Source organism: Mesorhizobium sp. M0045, assembly GCF_040323385.1.
Taxonomy (GTDB): Bacteria; Pseudomonadota; Alphaproteobacteria; order Rhizobiales; family Rhizobiaceae; genus Mesorhizobium.
Map to the genome: position 1 here is coordinate 16,236 of NZ_JAMYUY010000013.1, position 20,928 is coordinate 37,163.

Genomic DNA, 20,928 nt, shown 5'->3' on the forward strand with positions numbered 1-20,928 from the left:
TGTGTTCACGCCAGCACGATACGTCATCGTTGATGACAATCCTGACGAACTGAAGCAACTCTCCGACTGCATGCAGAAGATCGGTGCCCCATGTCTGCCGCTGAGATACGATCAGGCAGAAGGGATCGAAACGAAGCATCTGGGTGGGGTGAGACTTCTCTTCCTTGACCTTCATCTGACGACCGGAGCGCAATCCGGGAGTATCGCACAGACAGCAGGGCTGATCGTGTCGATGCTTGAAGAGGGGATTGTCGCCACCGCAGGGCCATATGTCATCATTCTCTGGACCAAGCATCAGGAGCAGAAGGCTGATTTTGAAGCTTACGTGATGGAAAACCTCGAGCCCCTGAAGCGACCTCTCGCCATCCTCAGTCTGGACAAGAACAATTATCTCGCCGGCGACGCCGGGGAAAAGCTGACCAACGACGTGGGTCAGATTATAGAGACAGATCCCCGGTTAAGAGCGCTTCTTGATTGGGAGCGAGAAGTTCTGCGCGCGGCCGGGTCGACCCTTTCTGAGATTGGAACGCTCGTAGCGAAAGAAGACCGGACTGCTGCACGATTCTCTGAGAGACTTGACGAAATTCTCAGCCTGCTGGCGTTCGAGTCAGTGGGAGACGCAAATGCCAAGGCCGATCCTTACAGCGCAATTAACGCTGCCCTTATGCCGATCCTGACAGATCGCATAGCCAACCAGCGCACCGACCCAAAGAGCAGTGCCATCTGGCAAGCTGCGGTGACCAAGATCGCGGAAGTCCCTCAACCGTCGCCGGGGGATGCGGCAAAACTCAACTCAATGCTCCATATTGCCAGAGCATCTACCGAAGCCCTCAAACCGGGCGCGTGGGGGGCCGTCACCCTCTTGCCGGAAGCTGCACTTGTTGACGATGTGATGATCAAGCGGTTTGATCTGCCCGCCAAACCCATGTTGGCTGGTACGTTCTGCCTCACCGACAAAGCTGAGCGCAGCGCCAGCCGACTTTGCCTCCTAAGGATTGGGGCAAGTTGCGACTATGCGCAGAGCCGCAAAGGCCCCGTTCCCTTCGTTCTTGGAGCAATCATTCCTGCCGAAGCAAAGCGACGAGACGGCCTGCCGAAAGCAGAAATCGTAACGCCGCCTCTTATCATTGATGGTTTTGATGGTCCGGTCAGGATGATTTTCAACACGCACCTCCAGATTTCATTGGTGCCGACCGAATTTGCCGCCTGGCCTGCACTCTGCAGGCTGCGTGAGCCCCTCCTCATGCAGATAACAACATACGGAGCACGCCATGCCACCCGGCCTGCTATAATCAGTTTCGGATCGCACGGAGGGTGACTCGGGCGAGGGCCAGTTTTGGGCCACGGGGTCCCAGAACCGGTCAGGAGACCAAGAATGCAAGTGAAACTGCCTGATGGCTTCTATCCATTCATCGATCAACGCTTTCCTTTGTCGGAACTGGTGATGATCGAAGTTCCTCATGATCTCGAACAACTGCTCCGGTCTCAGACTACTGCAAACGGCATGTCAATCATCCAATCATCAGGGGCGTGCCGGTGGAGCTTCGATGCCGGTCGGAGCAGTTTCCGGATGCTACTTTTCTTGTCTACCGGCCGCATGAGGAAGATCGCCTGCACATGCTTGCGCCGAGGAAGTTCGCAAAGGGCCAAGCCTGAACCTTGTCGCCCAAGGGCGAAAGAACCTGTGAAGTGCGATTTAAATTTCCAGAACAAAACACGAACATTCATTGTTTGTAAGGAAGAATAATGTCAGTCTGACAAAAATTTACCCAGAGAATGATTCGAGCCACGTCATGCGAACCAGAAAGCGGACTGAATTCAGCAGGTTGAGGGAGCAGGCAGGGCTCACTCTTGAGGAGACCGAGGCACTTCTTGAGGTTTCGCCCCGCACAGCCTATCGTTATGAAGACGGCACATCCAAAGTTCCCCGGCTCGCCCTGAAGACGCTCAGGGATGCCGCCGATCGCCGGCTCAGTGTGTGCGAAGCCGGAAAGGCCGACTTCCGTTTCATCGACCTGTTCGCGGGGATAGGAGGGCTCCGGCTTGGATTTGAAAGCATCGGTGGGCGTTGCGTTTTCACATCCGAATGGGACCCGCACAGCCAGCAGACCTATTCGCTGAATTTTCCTGATAACCATCGCGTCAACGGCGATGTGCGCGAATTCTCGAAGAATCCGGACCTTATCCCGGAACACGACGTCCTGCTTGCCGGTTTTCCGTGCCAGCCGTTTTCCCTGGCTGGCGTGTCGAAGAAAAACTCGCTTGGCCGGCCGCATGGCTTTTTGTGTGATACGCAGGGAACGTTGTTCTTCGATACGGCCCAGATTATCGCCCATCACCGGCCGGCAGCGTTCGTTCTGGAAAACGTCAAGAACCTCGAAAGCCATGACCAGGGCCGCACGTTTGCCACTATCATGAACGTTCTGCAGAACGAGCTGAAGTATCATGTCCAGCATCGCGTCATCAGTTCGGAACCATGGGTACCGCAGAAGCGGGAACGCGTTTTCATAGTGGGCTTCCGCGAGCCGTCGAAGTTTGACTTCAAGGGCCTGAAACTGCCGGCTGCGAAAAGCGGCCCGAAGCTCGGCACCATTCTCCAGCCGCATGACGAGGTTGATCCGAAATACACCCTTACCCCGCGCTTGTGGGAGTATTTGCAGGGCTACAAGGCGAAGCATCAGGCGAAGGGCAACGGGTTCGGATTCAGCCTGTTCGGACCTGATGATGTGGCCCGCACCCTGTCTGCCCGTTACTATAAGGATGGGTCTGAAGTTCTGATTGATCAGCCCGGCAAGCGGCCGAGACGGCTGACACCGCTTGAGTGCGCCCGGCTGATGGGCTTCGATCGGGGTGACAGGCGTTTCCGGATCGAGGTCTCTGATACCCAGGCTTATCGCCAGTTTGGCAATGCTGTCGTGGTTCCGGTTGTGGAGTTCGTTGCCGAGGCGATGAAGCCCCACATCGAGGCAGCACTTGCGGCAGGCAGCGAATTTCCGGTGCTTTCTGGCCCAGCTCTCTCGGTCACACGTCCTGTTTCCTCCCTGGCAGCCATTCATGGCTGACATTGTTACCCCGGAGGTCCGCAGCCGGATGATGGCCGGCATCCGAGGTAAAAACACCAAGCCCGAGCTGACGCTGAGACGTGGTTTGCACGCGGCCGGGTTCCGGTTCCGGCTACATGACGTCACCCTGCTAGGAAAGCCTGATATCGTCTTTCCGAAATACAGGGCTGTTCTCTTTGCTCACGGATGCTTCTGGCACGGGCACGATTGCCATTTGTTCAAGTGGCCTTCCAGCAGACCTGAGTTTTGGCAGGCCAAGATTCGCAGAAACCGTGAGGTTGACGCTCTTGCGTCAGCCGCCTTGCAGGCAGCAGGATGGCGGCAGGGAATCGTCTGGGAATGCGCGCTGAAAGGCAAGACCCGGTTGCCGATCGAGAGCGTCCTTGCCGAATGCGCGGCGTGTCTTCAGTCCGATATTCCTTTTTTCGAGATCAGGGGGAGCTCATAGGTCATGCGGCGGGGGCTGCTTTCAGATTATTTCGACGGTGTGGCGGTCAAGCGGCTGAGTGCCGTCGAGGCCAGCGTCCTCCGTTCGAACCAGCACGAATTCAACAGTTCGAAACAGCTCAAGACCCTGCTCGGGACACCTGACCGATTGCAGTACCAGGCAATATTCATCTGGATTGGTGGTGAGCAGGAAGCGCTTTCTGAAGAAGGCTTCCTGACCTGGTACCAGTCACGGAAGCCCCCGAGACGGGAGCACAGGCTCTATTTCCCGACGAATGCGGTATGCGAGGCGGCCGCCGAAGGCGATGTCCTGTTTATTGCAAGGCGCACCGACAAGACGCTGATGGCGATTATTGTCCCCGGAGACAGCACAATCCAGAACCAGTTGCTGTGGCTGTTCGGGCTCGAGGCGCAGCCGGCCTTGCAATTTGAATCGCTGGAAATCAGCAAGGACAATGCTGCTGAGCTCGACTTTACCGCGCGATATATCCTCGACGAGCTCGGGATCGAAGTCGAGGAACCGGAAGCCGATCGCCTTGATAAATTGATCCAAAAATTCGGGCTGGTGTTTCCGCCAACCCGCGTCCTGTCGGAACTCGCCCGGGCCTCACTTCCGCAGGTTTCAGCCGCCGACGATCCGGATGCAGCCCTGATGGCATGGATCGACATGGAAGAGCAGCTGTTTCGCCGCCTGGAACGGCATGTGGTAGCGGACCGGATCAGGAACGGCTTTCATTCCGACGATGGCACTGACGTTGACGGCTTTATGGGCTTTTCCAAAAGCGTCCAGAACCGTCGTAAAAAACGAGCCGGCCTCGCACTCGAACATCACCTGGAGGCTGTCTTTTCTGCCCACAAGCTGCGTTTTGATCGTGAGGGTGAAACGGAAAACCGCAACAAGCCGGACTTTCTTTTCCCCGGTCAGGAGGAATACCGGAATCCGGCATTCCCGGCCGCGCGCCTCACCATGCTCGGCTCCAAATCAACGCGGAAGGATCGCTGGCGTCAGGTGCTCTCCGAGGCCGAAAGGATCACGCCAAAGCATCTGTTGACGCTGGAGCCCGGTATCTCGGAGAACCAGACCGATGAAATGCGGGCGAAGCAGCTTCAGCTGGTTCTTCCGCAATCGCTTCACTCGACATTACCGGGAGAGCCAGCGCGGATGGCTCATGACGCTTGGTAACTTTGTCGAGCTGGTGAAGGATCACCAACAGGCAGAATAACCGTCAGTTCTCATGCACCGAAGCGAGCATTTCCCGAAGATCATCGACGGAATAAGGCGGGTTCCGGCGATGTGCGACCGAATGGCAGTTGGGACAAAGCGGCGTCAGGTCCGTTCTCGGATCGATGATGTAATCTTGCCCGAGCTGCGAAACCGGCGTGACGTGGTGAACCTCTATCAGACCGGCAGCGGCTGCACCGTAGCGCTCTCCCATATCCAGCTTGCAGGCCTTGCAGGAATAGCCGTGAATCGCAACGGCGGCGGCACGATTGCGTCGATCCCTTTCGTAGCGATTGACTTCGATGCGGGTCCTTGCCCCCTCCGGAAGCCCGGATACGTGAACAGACCCGTCGGCGTCGTCAGCTTCCACTGGCAGCAATGCCAGAACGGCCGCCACGACCCTGGACGTCCAGAGTTCGACCTGGCGCATGTCCTCTTCCGCGTTGCCGTCGTTGATCGCCAGCATTCCCCGGCGTACGTCGAGGCTGAAGCTGCGCCACTGCGTTTCCCAGATCGCTGAATCATCCGGTGAATATGTCGCGCCGTTGATGATCAGAGTAATTTCGGCCTCAGCATCGCGACAAACGTCCAGCACTGCCCGGAAGGTACGACGGCCCGTCTCGTCTGCCGAGCCCATGGCGCTCATGAGATCACCGGCGAAATTGCCCGGCCGGAAATGCACATCAAGCCGCCGCCATCCTATCAGGGTCCGCAGCGAAAAAGTCTGGCCGGGTGGGTAGCCGGCCGGCTGGAGTTCGAGCCAGCGGGTGCCGTCGTTGTCCCGGCCCTCCCGGCCGGAAAATTCCAGTCCGGTTTCATCGGAGATCCGCTCAGCAAGCGAGTGTGGATCAGGCGACATCCTTATCCACGTCAGGTTCGGGCAGCGTTTCTACGAGCTTCTCCAGAATGCGCGAGACCTCGAAGCGCATGTCGCGGAACATCGAGGCAGTATGGTCCTGCACTGTGGAGAGTTCCGCCACGGCCAGTGCCCACATCAAGGAGTCGAGACCCTGCATGGTCACACTGCGATCAAGGTTCGGAATGTAGACCTTCTGGTAGTAGGGGTGACTGGTGTTGATCCGGATACCCTTATGCCCCTCGATCAGCGCCGGTTCGAACAGGAGACCGTTATTGATCCCCTCGACAGGCTGCACGAAAACTTCGCCAGGTCTTTTGGCAGACGTTATCGTCAGCTTCAGCCGGGTGGTGCCATGCTTGTTTTCAACGATGGCTTCGCCGGTATTCGGGTCCGCGATATTAACCTTGGGGCCGCCGGCCGCCGCCTCGCGGTTGCGAATATTGGTGTTGGAGGTATCGTGAGCTCCCTCCCCCTTTTTCGAGATAACCTTCTGCTGTCCCTCGCGATAACGGCGATTGGCTTCCCGTCGCGGAGCGGGAAGAAATTCACCTTGCAGCCAGTTCGCCAGATCGTCATTCAGAATAATCTGCGACTTCTTGATATCGAGATGGAAGGCATCGTCCAGCTTGTGGTCGAACGAAAACTCGATGCGCAGGCCGGTCAGATGTGGCTCTTTCTGGTAAAGTCCAAGCCAGTCTGCATCGTGAATGAGCCGGTTTTCGCGATAAATGTATATGCCTTGGCGATCGTTCGACAATTTCGCCGCAGCTGCCGCCTTTTCATCCGGAAACTCTTCCCGGCGAGGCAAGATAAATGCTCGCACCGTGAACGAGGCTTTGCGGTTGTCGGACAGCTCTGTTTCAATCGGCTCATCTGCAACCAGTTCCGACAATTTGGACTGGAACGGGTCCCAGGCTACGACGGGCTTGCCATTGAGTTCCATGATGACGTTTCTCGCCCGCTCGTCGTCCGGGTCGAGGAAGCGCTGATAGACCATGGAAAGATGCTCGCGAAGGGCATCCTCGCGGGACTGCAGCGCCTTGCGCGCCGGAGCACCGGCCGGGTCCTGGTATTCCTTCAGCAACCGGTCAACGTCCTCCCACAGGACGACAGTACCGGCATGGCCGGGAGCCACAAGGTAGAGATTTTCAAGTGCTTCCGGATCGCACTCCTCGTTCAGAAGAAGCGACCATTTATTGACCCTGGCAACATGGTACAGGTCCCAGGTTGCCATCAGCGCCGGCGTATTGCCGTCCGGCCGGGAAATCACCGACAGTTTCTTGCAGAAAGCCGTCGAGGCGGTTTTCAGGCCAAGACCATATTTGCCGAGGCTGGCGGCGCTAGGGCGTGCTTTCGAGCCATACTGCATGGCGTTAATCAGGCCATCCCGGTTCATGCCGTCACCGTTGTCGGCAATCATCAGGCGGATGTTGCCGCGCAGATCGGCAGCCAGCCAGAGCTGGACATGGGTGGCGTTCGCAGCAATGGAGTTGTCCACGATGTCGGCCACTGCCGTATCGAACTCATAGCCAGTGTCACGCAGGCCTACGATAACCCGCTCCGGGTCCGGTGGTAGTTTGATTTCCTCAATGCTGCTCATTTTCCCCCCTGAATTTCGATTGCGCGCCAGCCAGTTCCTAGCTTCAGGACGCCTTTTGCCCGTTCCGTCTGCTGCTTGCGTTTATGGGTGATGCGATATCGGTCATCGTCATCTCTGACCAGAATGATCTCGTCGCCAGGAACCAGGTTTGCCTGACGAATGTATTTGGTCATTCTGGTCAACCTGTACTCGTTACGTGTACCGTCAAAGAACTTGTTGTTGTAATAGATGAAGGAAAATTCCCAGAACGTGCCCCCATCATCCACAAAATTCAGGTGACATCTCGGGTTGGACTGGCTCGGGTCGAGGCGGGGAAAGAACGACAGCAGCCGTTCCTCTCTGGGCACTAGGATGCCGGCCTGGTGCCCACCGGTTTCGCCCGTATCGTTGGCGCTCAGCACCTTTGCAATTGTTTGCTCTGCCATATCTTGCCTGTTAAGCCCCCTTCGCTGGCGACCGCATCAGCGCCGCGACGATATCCCCGTAATCATCTTCCCTGCCTTCAAGGCCCACAACCGCAGTGCCGGAAATCGCCCTCTTGCGCGCCAGTCGTTCGTCCACCACGTCCTCGACCGTATCGGCCACGAGGAGCCGGTGAACTGTTACAGGCAATTGCTGGCCGCGCCGGTGAGCCCGGGCAGATGCCTGGTCTTCGAGTGCCGGATTCCATTCCGGATTATAGTGGATCACATGGTTGGCGGCTGTAATGTTGAGGCCAGCTCCTCCGGCCTTCGGGTTCAGCACGAGCGCCGCCCCGCCATGGACGGCGCTGAAGCGGTCAATCAGCGGCTGGCGATCATCAATAGGCAGACGACCGTCGAACACGCCGGCAAAAGCTCCGAAACGGGTCTTGATGTGCCGGGCGATCATATCGGCCATTGCCGTAAATGATGTGAAGATGATCACCTTCTCGCCACGTGCGAAAATCTCTTCCACGATCTCGTCCATGCGCCGGAACTTCGAGAAGGACATGGGATCGGCCGTGGCGGTATTGCCGCTCATCAGGTCGGGGTGAGCGCAGAAACGGCGCAATGATGTCAGGGCAACGAGAGTCGCGGCCGAACTATATTCCGAATAGATGCGTTGGCGCTCGGCGTCATAGGCCGCTATCTCGCCTTCATCCAGTTCAACCACCTGGGGAATATCGATCCGGCCTGGCAGGTCCTGCGCTACCTCGGCAACACGCCGGCGCAACATGAGCGGCGAAACCAGTGGTTCCAGCTTGGCTGCGCCATCAACATCATCGGCATATTCCGACCCGAAGGTTTTTGCGTCACCGAGATGACCAGGCAGGACAAAATCCACGATCGACCATAGATCGAGCAGACGATTTTCGACCGGCGTCCCCGTTACGGCCAGACCAGCCTCACGCTGGAGCCGTTTCACGGCCTTTGTCCGTTGAGCGTCGGGGTTCCGGATGAACTGTGCCTCGTCCAGCACGATCACCTTCCAGACGATCATCTTGAGCAGACTGTTATCGCGGACGGCATTGTCATAGGACGTTACGATGACATCGTAATCCTTCAGCTCTGAAGGCCTGCCGGTTCGAAGAGCCCCATGGTGCTTTAGCACCGTGAGATGCGGCGCGAACTTCGAGATTTCCCGCCGCCAGTTCTCCAGCAACGAACCGGGTGCGATGATCAGCGCTGGCCGCAACGGCGGGCCACCGGAATCGCTGAGCGCGCTGATGATCTGTAGAGTTTTGCCGAGGCCCATCTCGTCGGCCAGAAGGCCGCCGACTCCCTCAGCAAGCAGGAACTTCAGCCAGCGCCAGCCGGAAATCTGGTATGGATAAAGGGTCGCCTGCACCCCATCCGGCACATCATCGCCGGAGGGTGTGAAAGCGAGCGGGGAAACCGCCCGGTCAGCTGTCCGGTCCTCGATAGATGCTCCGGCGCCGGCAGCCTTCCGGATGGCAAGAAAGGCCTTGAGAGAGGCAGCTTCCCCGAGGGTTACGCCAGTGCTTCGCACCAGTTCCCGGATTTCCGCGCCGGCCGCCGGTTCGATCGGATACCAGAAGCCTTCAGCGACCTTGTGCCCGCGTTCCAAGTCCGCGAGATCAAGAGATACTTCCACGCCCCGGCTAGTGGACGTGATGCTGTAGGATGGCGCTTTGTTCTCGCTGCCTTGCGTGATCGTCAGGGTCGGTACCAAGGGGTATCGCGAGGGGCGAAGGCCATCGACGCTTGTCGGGATCCAGTCGGCCGAAGGCCTCTTTTCCACGATTGCGCTGTAAATCTCGTCGGCAGACAGAAGACGTGTAGCTCCGGCCTCATCGATGAGCGAAAGTACCCCTCCCTGAATTTCCCACCCCGGTGTTGCCATATTCGCCTGATGCTCAAGTATATCCGTGGTTTGATATATCGATTGCATGGGCCACATGAAAGGCGCAAAGGCAAGAATTCGGTCGCAGAATTGGGCAAGCTGTTGTGTCATCCCTTCACGCGCGGGCACATTGAAAATGTGCTGACAGACAAACCTTTGGAGCCGACGTGTTTGTGCGAGTAGCGAGCTGAAGGGCTCGGCGAGAATTCGTCGTTCTCAATCGGGCGACGGGGGATACATCGGCTAAGACGTCATACGGGAGCATGGGCCAGACCGAGTCGACGGAAAGGTCGTAGCCAAGGCCTTGGAGCGCATAGCGCCTGGCCGGGAGGCCGCCGCCAGTCAGGCTTACGCGGCGCGTCGTTGAGCGAGGTGAAGACCCGAACGGGCTCGACGAGGGTCCACGGCGGTCACAATGTTGTGGTGGTGATCGCAGTAGACGCGATCCGGCGAAGTTGGCCCAGCACAAAAACGATAACCGCCAGGTACAGAAGCGTCTTCGCTCACCGGGAAGCGGCACTGATAGAGGCCTAGCTGAATGAGGGGGACGTCTCTCGAAGTTGGTCTGATATTTTCAGGCATGATGGTTTCCTAGTTCGTAGCAATTACCAGCTGACGGCCGCAGTGCGACCCGTCGGGACGAGCTTCTCTCGTTTTGGAGGGCTATGGGTCACCATATGGTGTTGGTAGCACCATCAATGAAGCCCTACGCCCTGCTTCTGAAGCCAATAGTTTGCGACTTAAGGCCACACGCGCGAACGCATTAGCAATCTACCATCGTGTCCCCGAGGCACTCGCCCGCCGCGGTTTGCCGGCGGCGGGGTCGCACTGGCTTGTGGGGCCCTAGGCCCACTCGCGGCGCTAGCACTCGATCTCGGTGCGGGTTTCCCGTGTCTCATCGCCCTGTCAGCGCCTTGCAAATGAGCGAAACCAAGCTGTCGCGCGCTCGCTCGTGGAGTGCGCCTTTCGGCCGCCATGCAAGGAACTCATCAACGCTCATCCAATCAGCCGGGTTTGTGTCGGCGTCTGGCTGGCTGAATTCCACATACAGATGCAGTTCGTCCGGCACGAAGACGACCCTCCACGATCCTTTGATGTCATTGGCAAGGTTGTAAGCGAGGACGGTCATGGCGGGGCACTCCTTTCGCCGTGGAGCGTGCCTATCTCACGGGAAAATTCCATCACCAGAAGTTAGTATTGACGCTCGCGCTTTCTCAGAAATACAACGTCCGCGTGATGCCGAAAGGTGCAGCCAGCTTTTTGTGTATCTCGATTGGGAACACGGGACCGCCGCGAAAGTTCGGTGCACGCAGCGAATCCTCCCCCTCCAGGCTATTGCTGCAGATCGGTATCCCGATCGGCCCGCGCTCCCCGCAAGGGCGCGGGCCGGGCCGCGTTCGCCAAGGGCCGCTATTTCAACGACCATATCCGCAACAAATTTCCGCTACCGTCTGGTTGCGAGCGATAGCGACCCGGGATGACCTGACCTGCCGGCGGCTCAATCGTCCTGTCGCTCCAACCGGCGGTTGGTGGACGCGTTGCCGCTGTGGCGCTTAGGGTTGGTTACGGTCCGCGCTCACTTGGCAAGCCCACCCCCCCGCACCCCCCCGCCTGGTGCAAAGCGTTTGATCGGTCCCGCCGTTCTGGCAGTGCGGCGGGACTTTTTTTGCGGTCCGGGAACACCGGCGCGCGGGGAAGGCGCGGTGCACGCAGCACCCTTTTCTCATCCAACGTACGTCGGTGGCGCGCTGAAGGGTCTCAACGTCGGTCTGCCGCCGGAGCTCAACTAGCTGGACTATTGCTCGACCGGAAGCGGCTCGTGCTGCGGCTCAGCGTGGTGGAACACCTGTCCAAGATCGCGCGCGTCGAACGTTTGGCCGCAGACTGGGCAGTAGACAAAATGCTTCGACTCGTCCTCTACCGGCCCGTCATGCGGCCTGCCCTCATAGCCTGTCGCGATGTTGTCGGTTCTAATCCGGGGCAACGACAAGTGCCTTTCGTCGTTTTGGCGGCCGATATTTCTCCATTAGCCGGACCTTGTCACGGTCGACCGTGACCAGCGGCCCGAGATCGATCGTCACGGTGTCCTCGTCGATGCGCGTGACCTCGCCTTTCAGGTCGATTTGCTGGCCTCGGTTCACCTTGGTGTGGTCGATGATGGAATGTGGGAAGTCGTAACCTGGGATAGAGACGCTTACGCGGTCCTCTGTTATCCGCCCTCGAACCCTGGCAGTAATCGCCACCTGGTCACCAATGCCTATTCCCCGAGCCATGCCATGGATTCTGGTGCGGGTAGTGTCTTATTCAAGAGGCTTCTAATATACGCCCGCCATCCTAAGGCTGACCTACGACCAGAGTTACAAAAGTTGAACTCCATCGGGGAACACTCCTTCTGTCTGCCTGTTCGATTTGCCAGGCGCATCCCGCGCATTCAGACAGGAGAAAGAAGATGAAACGCATCCTTTTGGCTTCGGCCGTGCTGGCGGTGTCGGCTGGGCTTTCCTTTGCCCAGACGACGAGCGGAACTTCGAGCGGAACCTCGACGAGCGGAACCTCGACCACGACAACCATGCCCAGCACGACGGATCAGGGCACCGGCACGACGAGCAGCGGGACCAACCTGTCCGGCGATCAGGGCACCGACACGACCACCACCAGCGGCACCACGAATCCGAACTCGGCCAGGGACTGCGCGCCCGGCCAGCAGACTGGCAGCGCTCAGCAGGCTGCGCCTGGTCAGCAGGACACGACAGCCAAGACCGCCGCGCCGGGCCAGGTGAAAAAGACCGACGAGGGTTGTTGATGGCACATCGGCTCAGGTTAGATTCACCAGCGTGTGGCTGGCTAGCCTCCCGCGACCACCGGCGAGCAAGTTGCCGCCAGCCGAGCATTAGTCCAGCTGAGCTTGCTTGTGCTTTCAGTGGGGCACGCCTGGCTTCTGTTTGCTTTCGGTCAGATAGATACGCGATCGCCTCTATTCTAGCGCTGAACAGACCTGATGGCGCGCTGATCCACAGACATTCGCCAAAGCCCGCGTCTCTGGATTGAGGAGACGCGGGCCGGATCGGAGTCAGCAGATCTTGCAGCAATATCGTATGGAGGATGGACTGCGTGCACCGAACCTTACCCGCGCCCCGGTGTTCCACCTGGAGCGCAAAAAATCCCGCCGCACACTGCCAGGGCGGCGGGACCGATCAAGCGCCTTTGCACCAGGCAGGGACTTCGGGGGTGGGCTTTGCGAGGTGCGCGCGGACCGAAAGCGAACTTAGGGCAACAGCGGCAACGCGTCCGCCAACCGCCGGTTGGAGCGACAGGACGATTGAGCCACCGGCAGGTCAGGTCATCCCGGGTCGCTATCGCTCGCAACCAGACGGTAGCGGAAATTGTTGCGGATATGGTCGTTGAAATAGCGGCCCTTGGCGAACGCGGCCCGGAACGCGGCAAAGGTTTCCGGCGGTACCCCCTCAAACTCGTACCGTTTACCGCTGGCCACGAACCACACCGAGAGGATTCTTCTGTCGGGATCATATTCCATTTTGCGTATCGATGTGGAGGGCATGACGGCGGCTCGAATCGAAAAGCAATCAACGAGCGGAGACGCCGTCGCGTTCCTTGTGACTAGGGTGGTGCGGTGAGGCACGAGGCTCAATGCGGAGCGCCAGCAGTCGCGATCGGGCCGTTTTCCTTGCGCCGATCTTTCGCGATCTTGGCCTTCCCCACGCATCGCTGCAGGACTTCGCGAGGTGAATTGAGACCCGCCATGACGCTGATCCTCTGGACGGTCAAGGCCCGTTCGGCGGGCTCTACTCCGGAACAATGTCCTCTTCTGAAAGTTTTTCCTTTCATCGCAAAGGAGATTCGAGATGTCAGAAGGACGGGAATGGTTTGTCCAATGGCTTAGAGATGCTCATGCCATGGAAGAACAGGCGGAAACGATGTTGAACGGGCAGTTGAGCCGTATCGAGAATTATCCCGAACTGAGCGACCGAATCCGACAGCACCTCGACGAAACCAAGCAGCAGGCTGCTCGGCTGAAGAATTGTCTCGATCAGATGGACGAGGGTTCATCCATGATGAAGGATGCTGGCGGCAAACTGACGGCGATGGCGCAATCGTTGAGCGGCGTCTTCGCTGGAGACGAGGTGATGAAAGGATCGCTCGCGAGCTACACGTTCGAGCATATGGAAATCGCCTCCTACACGATCCTGATTGCCGCTGCTCGATCGCTCGGCGAAACGGAGGTTCTTCGGGCTTGCGAAGAGAATCTGCGAGAGGAAGTCGCGATGGCGGATTGGCTGAAAACCCGTCTTCCCTCCACGACCGAGCAGTTCCTTGCGCGGGCCGAAGCGGATAGCGACAGCGCCAAGAGGTGATCGGGTGGGAACGTAGTGATGGTGAAGTCGGGCTCGGCGCGAGGCTCGTTAACACCGGCTCCGGTGGCGACGGGAGAGCTTCCGCGGCTTGGGACGCGACCGGCCAGATGAGCGAGAGCTTACCCTCGGTGTTGGTTTCGACCCGGTTCGCATAGAGGCCGCGAAGGGACATCTCCAAACGCTCATCGACGGTCGTCGATCACTGCCGACTACGAGTCGAGGTCGTATGGCTCGTGGCCGAGCTCGTTGTGATGAAGCGCCTCTGCCATACACCTGATGTCGAACGCCTGGCCGCACGCCGGGCAGACGACGAAATACTCCTCCTCCCGAAGTGGCGATGCATCGTGGTCTTGGGGGATGACGATGTCATTGTATTCGTCGGGCATTGGGTCCTCCGGCAACGCCGCCCGCCATGCTGGAACGCCTGCCGGCATGATTTGTTTCAAAGTGCTGCGCTTAAGAAGGAAGCCCGGAACGGGTGAAGCACAATGCCGGTAAGCGCAAGGCGACGGCGCCCGAAACTCATCACATGAGCTGAACGACTGCTTTTGCCAACTCCATGCTCGAAAGCTGCCGATCTGCTTAGGCCGGTTCCGGACATTCGTGACCGGCCTCATAAGTCATAAGAAGCGCCGACGGGACTCAAGCCGACATTCCCCGGGCCTTTCGCCAGGCACGGACTCTTTGCCAACCGCACATTTGAAGCCTATGCTTCCCACATCGGCCGCCAGCGCGTCGGACGCAGCCGACAGTAAGAGGTACGTGCTCTTGCCCGCATGGGAGAGAGAGCCATGCCCCAATCCCTTCTCCGCAACCGTGTATTGAAAACCCTCTCCTCGGAGGATTTCGCGCTTTTGAAGCCGTCACTGCATCACGTCGAACTCAACATCAAAGACCAACTGGAAGTCTCTTATCAGCCGATCGAGCGTGTGTATTTTCCAGAGATGGGCATCGCGTCGGTGGTCGCTACGATGACCGGAGGGCGGCAAAGCGAGGTCGGCATCGTCGGCCACGACGGCATGACAGGAGTTGCCGTTATTCTCGGCCAGGACAAGTCGCCCAATGAAACCTATATCCAAGTCGCAGGTAATGGCTGGATCCTCCCGGTTGAAGCTCTTCGCTCTGCGATTGCGGAGAGCCAATCCCTTCGCGAGTCACTGCTTCGCTATGCCCACGCGTTCCTCATCCAGTCATCCCGGACGGCACTGGTCAACGGCCACTCCAAAATCGAGGAGCGCTTGGCCCGCTGGTTGCTGATGGTCCAAGACCGCGTCGAAGGAAACAAGATTTACCTGACGCATGAGTTTCTGGCGACCATGCTTGGCGCTCGGCGCCCGGGCGTTACGACCGCCCTCCAAATGCTTGAGTATCGGGGGCTGGTTAACGCCAGGCGCGGCGAGATCACGATTGTCGACCGCGTTGGAATGATACAACTCACACATGGTGCCTACGGCGACGAGGAGCAAAGTCACTTCAGCCTAGCCTCCGTCTAATTGTCCTGAATCAGACAAACCCTTGCAAGCTACCGAATTCGTGCCGTAAATCGTGTGGGTCAGGGTTCAGGGAGGAATTCTCGATGACCACCACTTTTGACACAGTCACGGTTGAAAGAGCCGCCGAAGCCTATGTTCTCTCCAGAGGCAAGGCCCACTTCCTTTCGATAGCACAGGCAATCCGCGCCATCCGAACACTCATGCCCGCATGTAGGGCCACCGACCGCGAGCTGGAGGAGCTCCTGGCGGCAGCATCCATTATTCACGGTGTGCCAGTCGCGTTCGACTTAAAAACAGCCGTGGCCGCAGAACCACGGCTCCATTCATAGGGCCGGTCATGCCTGCGCTCGCGCAGACGCCTACCTTATCGGACGTTCGCCAAGCGATTGTCCGCCACCTGATCGACAACATCGGCAGCCCGAGCATTTCGATATCCGAGGTTAGCCACACCGTGAGGAGAATGCTTCCCTTTTGCGAACTCACGGACTGGCAACTTGGCGATCTCATTGCGCAAAGCGCGATCGATGCGGGATTCGCGATTGAATCCGACGGGGTGGGTCCCGAAACGCATGTCGAGGCTCAATAGCGGAACAGCCGCTTTAGCCATGTGGCTCCCAATCACGGACGGTCAGGTTATGGCCCACGTACAGCCGCCAGGCGGCAACGCGCCTGATATCGCACTTTGAGATCAACTCTGCCGCTTCCTGTTAGCCGAAGTTGCAAGCAGCCCCGCCAACAATCGTGGTTGCGCCTTTAGGGCATCGCGGTTCAGACCGCTGGCGGATTAGAACCCATGTTGGCTTTGCGATCGGCTCATCGCTGCCGACATCGGTGACCTATATAAAGGGGCATGTCCACGCGCCGAAAAATCAATGCAACAGCGAAGCTGATTGGAGAGTGGCCTTTAACCCCGGCTGCAACGCTTGGATCGTCCGTCAGAGCGAAGGGTATTTTTCTCGAAATACGCGCCCGCCTTCCAACGGAGTTCAGGAAATTGCTCAACATCGAGTCCCGCGTGCTTACCCTGCGCCTGTCTGAGGGCGCCGAGAATGATGTGCACGTGGTATTCGGGATTGTATCCAAAGCACTGCAGAATATCGAAGACCTGCCCGTAATCCCCCGCGAAATCGAGGACATTCTGACGATCTCGACGGCCGAACGGCACCGCTGGCTGAAAGATGGTCGCTTGCAGAGCGCCGGGACGAAAACGGTGAAACTCCGCGGGCGGGCAAGGAACATCACCTTTCACGTGTTCGACCCGCAGCACGTGGAGGATGTGCTTGACCGCGACCTGGTTACGGTCTGGCGCGAACAGGACGCAGCGACAGCTGCAGAGAATAGGCGGCGAGCCGCGGGGAAGGCCGCTATGAAACGTGCTCAAAGAAGCGGTCGCGGAGCTGCAGCTTCAGCTGGCTATGGCCACGATGAGAACTCGCACTCCAGTTTGCGCGGCTGGGAAGATTTTGAGAATGACGGACTCCTGCGCTGATGCCGGGCGCACAAGCAGGTTAGGACGTTTGCCTGCGCCGTGCGAGATGCGCAAGGAGGGCCGTCAAACGCATCGCGTTCAGGACCCGCTTCGCAGGGACACCGCCCTTGCGCGCCATCTCGACACCCCAATGCATGTGGTCGAGTTCGCGGATCGAATGAGCGTCCGGATTGATGCTGAAGATGCAGCCCTGATCGAGTGCCTTTTGATGCCAGCGCCAGTCGAGGTCGAGTCGCCAAGGATGTGCGTTGATTTCGACAGCGACGCCGTGTTTCGCACACGCTTTGAGGACTTTGTCGACGTCGAGATCATAACCGGGCCGGCGCAACAGCTGGCGACCGGTCATGTGCCCGATGATTGTCGTCCGAGGATTTCCGATCGCCGCAATGATACGCTCCGTCTGTTCCTTCTTGGGCAACTTGAAGCGGCTGTGCACGCTCGCGACAACGAAATCGAACTGCTCCAGGATATCATTCGGGTAATCGAGCGAACCATCCGCCAGGATGTCCGCCTCGATGCCCTTCAAAATGCGAAATTTTCCCTTGTATGCCTTGTTCAGCCGGTCAGCTTCGCGGTGCTGTTCAGCAATCTCCTGCAACGAAAGGCCGCCTGCGTAGTGAGCGGACTGCGAATGATCGGCGACACCATAGTATTCGAAACCGCGCTTGCGCGTGGCTTCAGCCATTGCCTCAAGCGTTTCGGTGCCATCGGATGCGGTCGTGTGAGAATGCAGGACGCCATGCAGATCTTCATCCCGAATGAGGGCGGGTAGCTTCTGCTTTGCCGCTCTCTCAATCTCGTCCCTGCCTTCGCGCAATTCAGGCTCGATAAACTGCAAGTCTAGAGCTTGGTAGATTTCTTCTTCTGTCGCTGACGCGATCGGCTTTCTCCCGCGATAAAGCCCGTCGGCGTTCAGGGTGAATCCCTTGTCGGCCGCGAACGTCTTCAGTTGCTCAAGGTGGTCTGCCGAACCGGTTGCTTCGAGCAGGCGCGCGCCAAAGTGCTTCCTGTCCGTAACAACAAGCCTGAGGGTCGTATCCTCGATTCCAGTCGACTTTCTGCCCTGCGCTACCAGAACGAAGTCGGAAACGAGCTCGCAACCGCGCCGGAAGTCACCTGCAATTTCGACGCGCGAAAACTCTGGATGCTCTTGCTTCACCGATATGACCTCATGTTCGAGAAGAGCGGCGGCCTTGTGCAGGTGAAGTTGCGTTTCGCCGCTTCGCACGATCGCCAGGTTCTGGAGGAGCTTTGTCTGAAGCGCGGCGCCGAGGCCTTTGACTGGGCGTATGCGGTCTTCTCTTGCTGCGGCCTCGAGCTCCGCCAGCGAGTTCACGCCGAGCGCCTGATGAAGCTTCAGTATCTTATCGGGACGAAGCCCGGGTATGGCAAACAGCTCCATCACGCCCGCTGGAACATCCTCGCGCAGCTTCTCAAGGCTCGGGTGCGTGCCGGTTTGGTAAAGCTTGGTCACGATGTCTGCGATCGCGTCACCGATCCCCGGGATCTTGGTGAGGGCGCCGGCGGCGATGATCCGATCAAGCGGCTGCGACAGGGCCGTCAGACTGTCTGCCGCGCGCAAGTATGCCTTTATGCGATAGGGATTGTCGCCGCGCATAGACGCCCGTTGTGCGTATTCCCTCAAAAGACTGGCGACGGTCCTCGGATCGATTTTTGCCATGGCTTCAGCCAAACGGAGGCCGATCTCCGCAGGTTCCAATCAGGCAAGGCCATGAGCGCCGCGTTGCCCTTTAAATCCCGGCTTTACTGCCTCTTCACGTACGCTACAGATTGGGCAAGGATTGGTCAGCGCGACCCCATCCAGCCAGAGCTTTGGAGGCTGCGCGTTTCTTTAATTCAGGAGCATCGCCCACGTGGAAATGAGAGGGCGCATCTATTGTCTTCATCTCCGCCCACGTGATCGGTGCCGCGACAGGAGCGCCCGGACGTGATCTCGCGCTGTAAGGCATGATCGCGGTCGCCCCGCGCTGATTGCGTAGATAGTCCACAAAGATGCGGCCTTTGCGGCGCGCCTTTGACAACACGGCCGTGAAATGGGCCGGATCGCTCCGGGCGACCGCCTGCGCCAGGCGAGACGCGAAGTCCTTCACCTGTGGCCACTCGGCGCCAGGGGTGAGCGGCGCGATGACGTGCACTCCTTTGCCTCCCGTCAGCATCGGGAAAGTCGTAAGTCCCAGCGATTTAAGGATAGCGCGGAACTGAAAGGCAGCGGCGCGGACGGCCTCAAAATCGAGGCCTTCATCGGGGTCGAGGTCGAACACGAGGCGGTCGGCCTTTTCGACATCCTCGATCCGAGCCCCCCATCCATGCAGCTCGATCGTTCCCATCTGGACGCAAGTCATGAGTCCGTCGGCATCGTCGACATAGAGATATGGTTCCTCGTGCCCGTCCTTCTCCGTGATGCCGACGTGGTGGACTTTGTCGCCAAAGCTGCCGGCGTCGTGTTTTTGGAAGAAGCACTTCTTCGCGCGGCCCTGTGGGCATCGAACCAGACTGATCGGCCGGCTGCCAACCCAAGGAAGCATGATCGCCGCAACCGCTGCGTAATGGTCGGCAAGCTGTCCCTTGGTGATGTTCGATTCCGGATAGATGACGCGGTCACGGTTACTTATCGCGATTGCGGTTGTCGCAGATGCGGCGAGATCGGCTGCATGACGTTCCGTCTCGAGCACGACCGCCTCCGCCTTCTTGTCTTCGCGAAGACCAAGATAGCTCGGATGTCGTAACGTCCCTTCATTTGTCATTTCGGTGAAAGCAATCTCAGCGACCAGTTTCGGACGGAGCCAGTGTGCGCCGCGCACTTCGGCGCGTGGTGCGTCGACGGTCGCGGCCTTCTGCTCTAGCGGCGCCATGACCTTCAAGAGACGAAGAAGTTCAGCGGTATCGAAGCCGGTGCCGACTTTCCCGGCGTAACGCAGCTTGCCGCCGTCATGAACGCCAAGGATCAAGGACCGAAACGCGCGGACCTTGTCGGACGGCGTCCAGCCGACAATCACAAATTCCTGCCGCCTGATGCATTTGATCTTCAGCCAGCTTGAGCCGCGGGCCGCCACATAACTCGAATCCGCGAGCTTTGAGATGACGCCCTCAAGGCCGGCTGCGCAGAAGCGATCGAGCAGCTCTTCTCCCCGGCCGAGGATATGGTCGGAGTAACGAAGGACCGGATTTTTCGCAGGCAAGATCGCCTCCAGCTTCGCCTTGCGCTCAACAAGAGGAAGCCTTGTCAAATCTTCGCCGTCGAGGTGCAGCAGATCGAACGCATAAAAGTCGATAGTCGCCGGGGCACCCTTCAATGCATTTTGAAGCGCCTGGAAGTTAGATCTTCCTTCCGCATCGACAACCACGGCCTCGCCGTCAATCAGGGCGGAGCGCACCTTGAGCTTGCGAGCCTCGGACAGGATCGAGGGAAAACGGCTAGACCAGTCCAGACCAGATCGTGTGTAGGCTCGCGCCTCGCCCCCGCCGACGGCAACGAGAATACGATAGCCGTCGTATTTCATCTCATGGATCCAACGATCGCCGGCAGGGACCGTGTCCACGAGCGTTGCGAGCTGGACCGGCCGGAAAGCGGGCGGCGCTAAAGTGACCTCGTCACGAGCGGGCGACTTCGCTTGACTAGCGCTCGACCCATCGATTGCCTTATGCGACGTTGGCTTGACCACTCTGACCTAAACCATACTCAGAGACGAAATAGCGTTATCCGCGTCCAACGCGCGACTACTTCTTTAGTTTCGCTGCAGGCCGTATTGAGCTTTTCGCGATCCTTTGCCGACCCACTTGAGTGCATCGGCCTGCGGCCGTGCTCCTGCCTCCGGCCCTTCCATCTTCCCGATTTGCGCGCACAGCTCACTGGCAATAATCAAGGGCAGGAACTGCCCTCAAATGCCGCCGCAGCGTATCCGCTTTCTGCCATCGGCTTTAGAAGCCCGACATTCCGGTTCCGGTCCTCTGTGGGTACGGTTTGATCTTCTCGTCGAACCCCATGTTACGATTGATGATTACTCGACGTGCCCCATTGCCGCCAAGTACCTCGCCCA

The 20,928-nt window shown here is 58.6% G+C and carries 21 protein-coding genes; 11 read left to right on the forward strand and 10 right to left on the reverse strand.

Annotation, left to right across the window (positions count from 1 at the left end):
• Position 1: 1 nt before the first annotated feature.
• The 5 genes from NKJ72_RS20115 to NKJ72_RS20135 are packed head-to-tail and all read left to right on the forward strand — an operon-like array spanning position 2 to position 4,692.
• Entirely contained in the window at positions 2–1,318 is a 1,317-nt protein-coding gene (locus tag NKJ72_RS20115; protein WP_352479064.1) for a hypothetical protein, read from the forward strand.
• Positions 1,319–1,375: 57 nt separating this feature from the next.
• Positions 1,376–1,747: a hypothetical protein gene (locus NKJ72_RS20120; protein ID WP_352479065.1), complete on the forward strand. Its 372-nt coding sequence runs from the start codon at positions 1,376–1,378 to the stop codon at positions 1,745–1,747.
• 46 nt (positions 1,748–1,793) lie between these two features.
• A complete protein-coding gene (gene dcm, locus NKJ72_RS20125) occupies positions 1,794–3,062 on the forward strand; it encodes a DNA (cytosine-5-)-methyltransferase (protein WP_352479066.1) in 1,269 nt (422 codons plus the stop codon).
• Positions 3,055–3,510, forward strand: a complete 456-nt coding sequence (locus NKJ72_RS20130; protein WP_352479067.1) for a very short patch repair endonuclease — start codon at positions 3,055–3,057, stop codon at positions 3,508–3,510. Before dcm ends, NKJ72_RS20130 begins: the two co-directional genes overlap by 8 nt.
• Positions 3,511–3,513: 3 nt before the next feature.
• On the forward strand, positions 3,514–4,692 hold the full coding sequence (locus NKJ72_RS20135; protein WP_352479068.1) for a type II restriction endonuclease: 1,179 nt from the start codon (positions 3,514–3,516) through the stop codon (positions 4,690–4,692).
• Between the two features lie 43 nt (positions 4,693–4,735).
• On the opposite strand, the gene NKJ72_RS20140 is transcribed toward NKJ72_RS20135, so the two are convergent.
• The 6 genes from NKJ72_RS20140 to NKJ72_RS20170 form a co-directional block, all read right to left on the reverse strand.
• Entirely contained in the window at positions 4,736–5,590 is an 855-nt protein-coding gene (locus NKJ72_RS20140; protein ID WP_352479069.1) for an HNH endonuclease, read from the reverse strand.
• Positions 5,580–7,190: an ATP-binding protein gene (locus tag NKJ72_RS20145; protein ID WP_352479070.1), complete on the reverse strand. Its 1,611-nt coding sequence runs from the start codon at positions 7,188–7,190 to the stop codon at positions 5,580–5,582. The genes NKJ72_RS20140 and NKJ72_RS20145 overlap by 11 nt, the downstream gene beginning before the upstream one ends.
• A complete protein-coding gene (locus tag NKJ72_RS20150) occupies positions 7,187–7,615 on the reverse strand; it encodes an EcoRII N-terminal effector-binding domain-containing protein (RefSeq protein WP_352479071.1) in 429 nt (142 codons plus the stop codon). Before NKJ72_RS20150 ends, NKJ72_RS20145 begins: the two co-directional genes overlap by 4 nt.
• Before the next feature lie 10 nt (positions 7,616–7,625).
• The gene (locus NKJ72_RS20155; RefSeq protein ID WP_352479072.1) at positions 7,626–9,626 is read right to left on the reverse strand and encodes a DEAD/DEAH box helicase; all 2,001 of its coding nucleotides are present in this window, start codon (positions 9,624–9,626) and stop codon (positions 7,626–7,628) included.
• Positions 9,627–10,410: 784 nt separating this feature from the next.
• Positions 10,411–10,644, reverse strand: a complete 234-nt coding sequence (locus tag NKJ72_RS20165) for a hypothetical protein (protein WP_352479073.1) — start codon at positions 10,642–10,644, stop codon at positions 10,411–10,413.
• Positions 10,645–11,485: 841 nt separating this feature from the next.
• On the reverse strand, positions 11,486–11,788 hold the full coding sequence (locus NKJ72_RS20170) for a hypothetical protein (protein ID WP_352479074.1): 303 nt from the start codon (positions 11,786–11,788) through the stop codon (positions 11,486–11,488).
• Between the two features lie 176 nt (positions 11,789–11,964).
• Between NKJ72_RS20170 and NKJ72_RS20175 the strand changes: the two genes are divergently transcribed.
• Positions 11,965–12,318: a hypothetical protein gene (locus NKJ72_RS20175; RefSeq protein WP_352479075.1), complete on the forward strand. Its 354-nt coding sequence runs from the start codon at positions 11,965–11,967 to the stop codon at positions 12,316–12,318.
• Between the two features lie 537 nt (positions 12,319–12,855).
• Here NKJ72_RS20175 and NKJ72_RS20180 read toward each other — a convergent pair.
• Positions 12,856–13,074 carry a KTSC domain-containing protein gene (locus NKJ72_RS20180; RefSeq protein ID WP_352479076.1) on the reverse strand — a complete coding sequence of 73 codons (219 nt, stop codon included), beginning with the start codon at positions 13,072–13,074 and terminating at the stop codon, positions 12,856–12,858.
• Between the two features lie 304 nt (positions 13,075–13,378).
• On the opposite strand from NKJ72_RS20180, the gene NKJ72_RS20185 reads away from it, so the two are divergent.
• Entirely contained in the window at positions 13,379–13,888 is a 510-nt protein-coding gene (locus NKJ72_RS20185) for a ferritin-like domain-containing protein (RefSeq protein WP_352479077.1), read from the forward strand.
• Positions 13,889–14,097: 209 nt separating this feature from the next.
• On the opposite strand, the gene NKJ72_RS20190 is transcribed toward NKJ72_RS20185, so the two are convergent.
• Complete coding sequence (locus tag NKJ72_RS20190) at positions 14,098–14,274, reverse strand: hypothetical protein (RefSeq protein ID WP_156937418.1); 177 nt, start codon at positions 14,272–14,274, stop codon at positions 14,098–14,100.
• Positions 14,275–14,679: 405 nt separating this feature from the next.
• Between NKJ72_RS20190 and NKJ72_RS20195 the strand changes: the two genes are divergently transcribed.
• The 4 genes from NKJ72_RS20195 (at position 14,680) to NKJ72_RS20210 (ending at position 16,870) form a co-directional block, all read left to right on the forward strand.
• Positions 14,680–15,381 (forward strand): Crp/Fnr family transcriptional regulator, encoded by a 702-nt coding sequence (locus tag NKJ72_RS20195; protein WP_352479078.1) that lies wholly within the window; start codon positions 14,680–14,682, stop codon positions 15,379–15,381.
• A gap of 83 nt (positions 15,382–15,464) precedes the next feature.
• Complete coding sequence (locus tag NKJ72_RS20200; RefSeq protein WP_352479079.1) at positions 15,465–15,710, forward strand: hypothetical protein; 246 nt, start codon at positions 15,465–15,467, stop codon at positions 15,708–15,710.
• Positions 15,711–15,718: 8 nt separating this feature from the next.
• A complete protein-coding gene (locus NKJ72_RS20205; RefSeq protein WP_352479080.1) occupies positions 15,719–15,967 on the forward strand; it encodes a hypothetical protein in 249 nt (82 codons plus the stop codon).
• A 264-nt stretch (positions 15,968–16,231) separates the two neighbouring features.
• Positions 16,232–16,870, forward strand: a complete 639-nt coding sequence (locus NKJ72_RS20210) for a hypothetical protein (RefSeq protein WP_352479081.1) — start codon at positions 16,232–16,234, stop codon at positions 16,868–16,870.
• A 19-nt stretch (positions 16,871–16,889) separates the two neighbouring features.
• Here NKJ72_RS20210 and NKJ72_RS20215 read toward each other — a convergent pair whose 3' ends face one another.
• Positions 16,890–18,551: a DNA polymerase/3'-5' exonuclease PolX gene (locus NKJ72_RS20215; RefSeq protein WP_352479196.1), complete on the reverse strand. Its 1,662-nt coding sequence runs from the start codon at positions 18,549–18,551 to the stop codon at positions 16,890–16,892.
• 103 nt (positions 18,552–18,654) lie between these two features.
• Complete coding sequence (ligD, locus tag NKJ72_RS20220; RefSeq protein WP_352479082.1) at positions 18,655–20,553, reverse strand: DNA ligase D; 1,899 nt, start codon at positions 20,551–20,553, stop codon at positions 18,655–18,657.
• Positions 20,554–20,928: the final 375 nt, after the last annotated feature.

Coding starts and splice junctions, on each gene's coding strand:
- NKJ72_RS20120 (WP_352479065.1), top strand. CDS start 1,376: ATGCAAGTGAAACTGCCTGATGGCTTCTATCCATTCATCGATCAACGC.
- dcm (WP_352479066.1), top strand. CDS start 1,794: ATGCGAACCAGAAAGCGGACTGAATTCAGCAGGTTGAGGGAGCAGGCA.
- NKJ72_RS20130 (WP_352479067.1), top strand. CDS start 3,055: ATGGCTGACATTGTTACCCCGGAGGTCCGCAGCCGGATGATGGCCGGC.
- NKJ72_RS20135 (WP_352479068.1), top strand. CDS start 3,514: ATGCGGCGGGGGCTGCTTTCAGATTATTTCGACGGTGTGGCGGTCAAG.
- NKJ72_RS20140 (WP_352479069.1), bottom strand. CDS start 5,590: ATGTCGCCTGATCCACACTCGCTTGCTGAGCGGATCTCCGATGAAACC.
- NKJ72_RS20145 (WP_352479070.1), bottom strand. CDS start 7,190: ATGAGCAGCATTGAGGAAATCAAACTACCACCGGACCCGGAGCGGGTT.
- NKJ72_RS20150 (WP_352479071.1), bottom strand. CDS start 7,615: ATGGCAGAGCAAACAATTGCAAAGGTGCTGAGCGCCAACGATACGGGC.
- NKJ72_RS20155 (WP_352479072.1), bottom strand. CDS start 9,626: ATGACACAACAGCTTGCCCAATTCTGCGACCGAATTCTTGCCTTTGCG.
- NKJ72_RS20165 (WP_352479073.1), bottom strand. CDS start 10,644: ATGACCGTCCTCGCTTACAACCTTGCCAATGACATCAAAGGATCGTGG.
- NKJ72_RS20170 (WP_352479074.1), bottom strand. CDS start 11,788: ATGGCTCGGGGAATAGGCATTGGTGACCAGGTGGCGATTACTGCCAGG.
- NKJ72_RS20175 (WP_352479075.1), top strand. CDS start 11,965: ATGAAACGCATCCTTTTGGCTTCGGCCGTGCTGGCGGTGTCGGCTGGG.
- NKJ72_RS20180 (WP_352479076.1), bottom strand. CDS start 13,074: ATGCCCTCCACATCGATACGCAAAATGGAATATGATCCCGACAGAAGA.
- NKJ72_RS20185 (WP_352479077.1), top strand. CDS start 13,379: ATGTCAGAAGGACGGGAATGGTTTGTCCAATGGCTTAGAGATGCTCAT.
- NKJ72_RS20190 (WP_156937418.1), bottom strand. CDS start 14,274: ATGCCCGACGAATACAATGACATCGTCATCCCCCAAGACCACGATGCA.
- NKJ72_RS20195 (WP_352479078.1), top strand. CDS start 14,680: ATGCCCCAATCCCTTCTCCGCAACCGTGTATTGAAAACCCTCTCCTCG.
- NKJ72_RS20200 (WP_352479079.1), top strand. CDS start 15,465: ATGACCACCACTTTTGACACAGTCACGGTTGAAAGAGCCGCCGAAGCC.
- NKJ72_RS20205 (WP_352479080.1), top strand. CDS start 15,719: ATGCCTGCGCTCGCGCAGACGCCTACCTTATCGGACGTTCGCCAAGCG.
- NKJ72_RS20210 (WP_352479081.1), top strand. CDS start 16,232: ATGTCCACGCGCCGAAAAATCAATGCAACAGCGAAGCTGATTGGAGAG.
- NKJ72_RS20215 (WP_352479196.1), bottom strand. CDS start 18,551: ATGGCAAAAATCGATCCGAGGACCGTCGCCAGTCTTTTGAGGGAATAC.